Source organism: Mitsuaria sp. RG (assembly GCF_028369275.1).
Lineage (GTDB): Bacteria > Pseudomonadota > Gammaproteobacteria > Pseudomonadales > Pseudomonadaceae > Aquipseudomonas > Aquipseudomonas peradeniyensis.
Genome location: NZ_JAQMYQ010000117.1, coordinates 1 through 549 on the forward strand (window position 1 = coordinate 1; position 549 = coordinate 549).

The 549-nt window shown below is 68.1% G+C and carries 1 protein-coding gene; it reads left to right on the top strand.

Annotated features, from left to right (window positions below; translation table 11 throughout):
* On the top strand, window positions 1-549 hold a 549-nt coding region (locus tag POF53_RS25930; RefSeq protein ID WP_498970060.1), incomplete at both ends, for an AMP-binding enzyme.

A 549-nucleotide genomic window follows, 5' to 3' on the forward strand; every position in this document is an offset into this window, starting at 1 on the left:
GATGTACCGCAGCGGCGACCTGGTGAGCTGGCAGGCCGACGGTACCCTGCGTTACCTGGGACGCGCCGACCAGCAGGTCAAGCTGCGGGGCTTCCGTATCGAGCTGGGCGAGATCGAGGCACGCCTGGGCGAGTGCCCGGGTGTACGCGACGCCGCCGTGATCGTGCGCGAGGATGTGCCGGGCGATAAGCGTCTGGTCGCTTACTTTACCGGCCAGGCGCCGACCATCGGTGAGCTGCATGGGCGTCTGCAAGGCGTGCTGCCGGACTACATGCTGCCATCGGCCTACGTGCAACTGGACGCGCTACCGCTGACCGCCAACGGCAAGCTCGACCGCCGTGCCTTGCCGCAGCCGGGCAGCGACGCGTTGGTCAGCCGTGCCTTCGAGGCGCCGCAAGGTGAGATCGAAACCGCGCTGGCCGCGATCTGGGCCGAGGTGCTCAAGGTCGAACAAATCGGCCGCCATGACCACTTCTTCGAGCTGGGCGGCCACTCGCTGCTGGCGGTGAGCCTGATCGAGCGCATGCGCAAGGCCGGGCTGGATGCCGA